4 protein-coding genes are annotated in these 4,681 nt (G+C 52.9%); 3 read left to right on the forward strand and 1 reads right to left on the reverse strand.

Annotated features, from left to right (window positions below):
• Positions 1 to 706: 706 nt before the first annotated feature.
• The 3 genes from RMSM_RS14675 (at position 707) to RMSM_RS14685 (ending at position 3,543) form a co-directional block, all read left to right on the forward strand.
• Positions 707 to 988, forward strand: a complete 282-nt coding sequence (locus RMSM_RS14675; protein ID WP_040766759.1) for a hypothetical protein — start codon at positions 707 to 709, stop codon at positions 986 to 988.
• Positions 989 to 1,972: 984 nt separating this feature from the next.
• Complete coding sequence (locus RMSM_RS14680) at positions 1,973 to 3,187, forward strand: rhomboid family intramembrane serine protease (protein WP_040766761.1); 1,215 nt, start codon at positions 1,973 to 1,975, stop codon at positions 3,185 to 3,187.
• Positions 3,188 to 3,336: 149 nt separating this feature from the next.
• A complete protein-coding gene (locus tag RMSM_RS14685; protein WP_040766763.1) occupies positions 3,337 to 3,543 on the forward strand; it encodes a hypothetical protein in 207 nt (68 codons plus the stop codon).
• Positions 3,544 to 3,656: 113 nt separating this feature from the next.
• Here the strand turns inward: RMSM_RS14685 and RMSM_RS40960 are convergent.
• Positions 3,657 to 4,681: carboxypeptidase-like regulatory domain-containing protein (locus tag RMSM_RS40960; RefSeq protein WP_008697501.1), on the reverse strand; the 1,025-nt coding region annotated here is incomplete at its 5' end.

Genomic DNA, 4,681 nt, shown 5'->3' on the forward strand with positions numbered 1-4,681 from the left:
CAAAATGGCAAGTTCAAAAGTTGCGCATTCGGGTCAAGAAAAATGCTTCACAGCGTTGGTCCAAACGGCTAACGGGATTCCAGCCTGCCTGCTTAGTGCCAAAGTAGACGGCATGGGGTACATGCCGGCGGGACCGAAGAACAAACGATGTCTCCGAACGAATGAATCTGGCAGGCCAATGTGCGTTTGGTCGCTCGGAATCGGGCCTACGAAAAAGGCTCGTATTCCCTCTCGGAAAGACTCGCCATTTCAGGACCTGTCTAGTGAAGTCTCGTAGCAAATTTGCGTGTAGAACTCATCGAACGGAACGTTGCCGCCCTCCAAAAGCTCATAGAGTCGCGATGATTCGGTTGCTTGATTATGTTGCTGAGCTTCCGCCCTCATCCATTTCCCCCTAATCCGATCACCCATTATCGATCAGAATCAAACCGAACGCGATGCAAAGGACAACCCGCTGACGTTGACACTGGAGTGCCGTATAACGAAGAGTGGAGTCATCAACGCCTGCACGAGATAGGGGCAGGCCGTGACCTTTTCGGCCAATGGACTTTGACAGGCCGATATAGCGAACTGCGGATGTTGACACTACAGGCACCGGAGCAGCAAAACAGTCAACCCAAACCTGAGTCGATCGACTTAACGGACTAAACACCGAACGCAAGACCTGCCCCTTGCGACGCCTCCCAAACTCAGACGTGAGTTGCAGATGATCGACCCTGTCCCTACTTCGCGGCATCACTTTCCGTACAAGAATGCTTTTCTCGGCTTTATACTCGTCATGCTCGTTGTCAACATCGCAACCTTGGTGACCGAGGGTGACTACGGTTACGATAAATACATGAGCATCGTCGTCACGCTGATGCTTCTTTTCAACCACGTCGCGTATCAGTACAAACTGCCTAGATCATTTCGTCCCCTTGCTAAACTGCTTGCCTGGACGTGGCTCAGTATTGGGTTGTCATACATCGGCACGGTTGTGCTTCGCTGACTAGTCTCGCGTGCCACGTGATCGAACGACGCGGAACACTAATCGGCATTGATCTGCACTAATCGATTAGCGCAGATGAGTGGGAAGCAGTGTTCAACATCCTCCTGCTTTCGTTCGATAGAGCTGGTAGCTCGTTGGCCTATTTGATTTCATCAAACATCGCCTTTCTGCCATTCCCATCGGATGTCACGGTTGGATTGGGATGCGACCTAAAGGCTGTCCGCAGGCGATGCGCCGCGATCTCAATCTTTCTGTCTTCACTTGCGGCATCATGAAACACCGAACGTGGTGAAAGGCGAGGGCGACTGTTGCGGAATAAACACTCCTGTAGCGTATCGAATTCTCTGCGAATTTGGTTCGGCGATTGCTCGGACGATAGTTAGACAGAAAAATTCGTGCGACAGAAAAATGAGCCTGCCATGATGCTTCGTCGTTGGGGCTGAACGCTCACGTCGTCTTCATTTTTTATCCCTTTCATTTTCTAATCTTTCGCTTCATCTCAGTCGCAAGACGTCATCGCCAGAAAAAATGACATCGCATTCCGGCTCTCCCATTTTTCTGCCCCATCCATTTTCCTGCCCAACCTCTGGTTGCATGGAGTGCAGCATCCATCGCATCGCGAGTTTGTTGCAATGGGCGCCAGATGCACGGCGGGGAAGTAGGCGACAATTGCAATATGGCGAGACAACCGTTTGATTCGCCACTTTCAATCTTTCTGTCGCACCAATCTTTCTGTCATTACTTGCGCCATGATCAATTCCGTCATGCTGGAACAAAACGGCCCCGAAATCTGCGGATCGATGCTGCGTGTACTTCACCGAAAATTGGCTTCGGTCATCGCTTGGACGATTGACAAAAGAACGGAGCAATAAAACGGTGTTTTCGAGCTGGGCCGTTTTATTTTGATGTCGCGCGCCCTGTGCTTGCGGGTTTGGTGCCTGGGTAGATGGCGGTCGAAGTTCGGACTTGTTTCTGTGGATACCTATGCTCCTACCCTACGGTACTGACGCTCCTGTCTACCACTATCCAGTGGCGACGATCAGTATCATTGCCACCAATACCGCGTTGTTTCTACTCACCGGAATGGGTGACTCCGGCAACTACGATTGGTTGATTCTCGAATTTGATCGCATCAATCCGCTCCAGTGGGTGACCAGTACGTTCATGCATGCGTCCTGGTCCCACTTGATCGGAAACATGATCTTCTTGTGGTGTTTCGGGCTGATCATCGAGGGCAAATTAGGCTGGCACCGATTCAGCCTGCTGTATCTGGGGCTTGCGTTTGCCGACGGAGCGATTGGACAAATTCCGATGTTCCTGTTCACCGATGGCCAGGGCGGCGCACTCGGCGCCTCCGGGGTGATTTTTGCACTACTCGCCGTGGCAGTCATCTGGGCTCCCCAAAATGACATTCACTTTTTTTATGTCTGGGGCTGGCTGTTCTATGGCACGATCGAGATCCCAATCAGCGTGGTCGCGTTCTTCTACTTTGCGGTTGAATTTCTGCAAGTTGCCTGGACGGGAATCCGAATGTCCACCCCCATGCTACACCTGCTGGGGATGTCGGCCGGAATCCCCTTCGCAATATTCATGCTCAAGCATGACATGGTCGACTGTGAAGGTTGGGATCTGTTCTCACGATCGGGGATCCGGCGATTTGGTACCAGTCGCGTGTCAGGCAATAGCGATAACGAGCCAGTCGACGAAGCATCGCATCGCGGTTGCAACACATTGTCGCCCGCTGCCACCACGACGCCCCACAGTGCACTGACTCGGCCAAAACGCGATCCTTGTGCGACAGCATTCGAGTCATTCACCCGAGCCGTTCGGGCGAATCACACCGAAGAGGCAATCACATGCTTTGCTCGTCTTCGACAGAATTCTTGCGTTGCCGCAGTCCCCGATTCGACACTGGTGGCATATGCCAACCAACTTTCCAAAACCGATCGATACGCGGAACGACTTCTGCCACTTCGCTATCTCGCATCACGGTCTTCGAAGTATTCGAACAACGCATGTTTGCAGATTGCGATCATTGAACTGAGGCACAACGACGATCCGCATTCAGCGGTCAGAATCCTGAGAAACATGAGGTTGCCTCTGACGGAGCAAGTGGCAAACACGCGAAAGAAACTTCTTCGAGCAGCGAATGCCCGAATTCGCGAACAGCAGATTGGCGAAACGGAACCGATTGGGTAATCGGGGTTCGCCAAAATTACCTTCCCTCCAGGATCTCCATCAACGATCTCCAACAACCTATACTCCATCGTCCCGCTTCCAACGTTGCAATTCGCGTTACGGATTGCATCTGATCACACCATTGCTCCTATTCGGATCGGAGAAATATCATGCCCAACGAGACTCAAACAACATGCCCGTGTTGCTTGAAACAGATGACGACGAGCGATGAAAGCTGTCCAACCTGCGGGTACAGCGATCGTGACGTCCATTCGCGACGACTGCAACTGGAGGGCGAAGCCGAGCGTCGTATTGAACGAGCCAGAATGCTGGGCAAACTGTTTCGATTCCTGCGATTAACGCACTTATTTCGCTAAGCGGTCTCCGGGCGATGACACCGGAGTACCCGACGTGGACCACCAGGAGCGTCAACTGAACGTTTGCCCCATTGGGAACACGGCGCACCGCCGTCATCCAGGCTTACTCGCGATCAGCCTCGAGGTGACTTTGAGACGTCATCCGATGCGGCCTGTTTGCCAACGCCGATGGCAACCTCTTTGCGTGCGTCGAGAGCGACGTCGACCTCTTTGTTGACACCTCGCCGATCGTGATCCCACGAATCTCCCAACAGCCGAGTCAGCCATCCTGGCGATTCATGTAAAATGACACCATGAAGCCAGATCTGCTCCGCAGTGGATTCAGGCTTTTTATCGATCACTTGCAACACGTTGGGTGTGGGACGACCGTAGATCGTGTCGTTAGACAATTGAAACTGCCCGGCAGGCAGCTCGATTCCTGCGCTATCTTGATGCTCGGATCCCAACGTCAGAACGTGATAGCCAAGCCGTTCGCTGTGAGATGAACGCTCACTTTCAGAGCTATCCTTTTCCTTATCAGGAGCCAAGTTTTGGAACCACGCCGTTGGTCGACTAATTTGACAGTTTTGCTCGGAAACACTCAAAAGCGGTCGCACGGTTCCGTCGGACTGAACAAGCCATTTTAGACTTGGCTGCTGCCCAACATCCGATGATTGCCGCCACTCCCACGTCAAATGGTTGCCGCTGGGTTGCTTTATACGTCGCTTGATAGCGATTTCCACAACGACTGCCACGACGTCGATACCGTCGGACACCGTGGGAAATGTTTTCCAATCACCAGAGTCTTGTTGGATTTCGCCGGGTTGGGGGACGATCCGCGTGCCCCAACCGCGGTTACCTTTGACCTCCCACTCACCAAACGGAAAATCGGTTAAACCGTCGGTTGCTAGCGAAGCTTGCAAATGCAATTCGCCAAGCTGGTTTGGCGTCGGTGCGACAACGGTCAATGCGAGCGGCTTGCCTACTTCCAACGTCACCAGATCACGAGCATGCCAACCGTTTCCGCTTACCGTCATCCGGTAGCGTCCATAGGGAAGGCTTCGCGTTAGTCCGATTCCGTCGACGTTGCTGACACCAGTTGCTTCCGCCGCTTGCACGTCCCCCACCGAATCCATTTCGACCTCAAAGCCGTTCATTG

The sequence above is a fragment of the Rhodopirellula maiorica SM1 genome (assembly GCF_000346295.1).
GTDB lineage: Bacteria > Planctomycetota > Planctomycetia > Pirellulales > Pirellulaceae > Novipirellula > Novipirellula maiorica.

What these genes read in the sequence shown, in the direction of transcription:
- RMSM_RS14675 (WP_040766759.1), top strand. Translation starts at nt 707, where the DNA reads ATGATCGACCCTGTCCCTACTTCGCGGCATCACTTTCCGTACAAGAAT.
- RMSM_RS14685 (WP_040766763.1), top strand. Translation starts at nt 3,337, where the DNA reads ATGCCCAACGAGACTCAAACAACATGCCCGTGTTGCTTGAAACAGATG.
- RMSM_RS14680 (WP_040766761.1), top strand. Translation starts at nt 1,973, where the DNA reads ATGCTCCTACCCTACGGTACTGACGCTCCTGTCTACCACTATCCAGTG.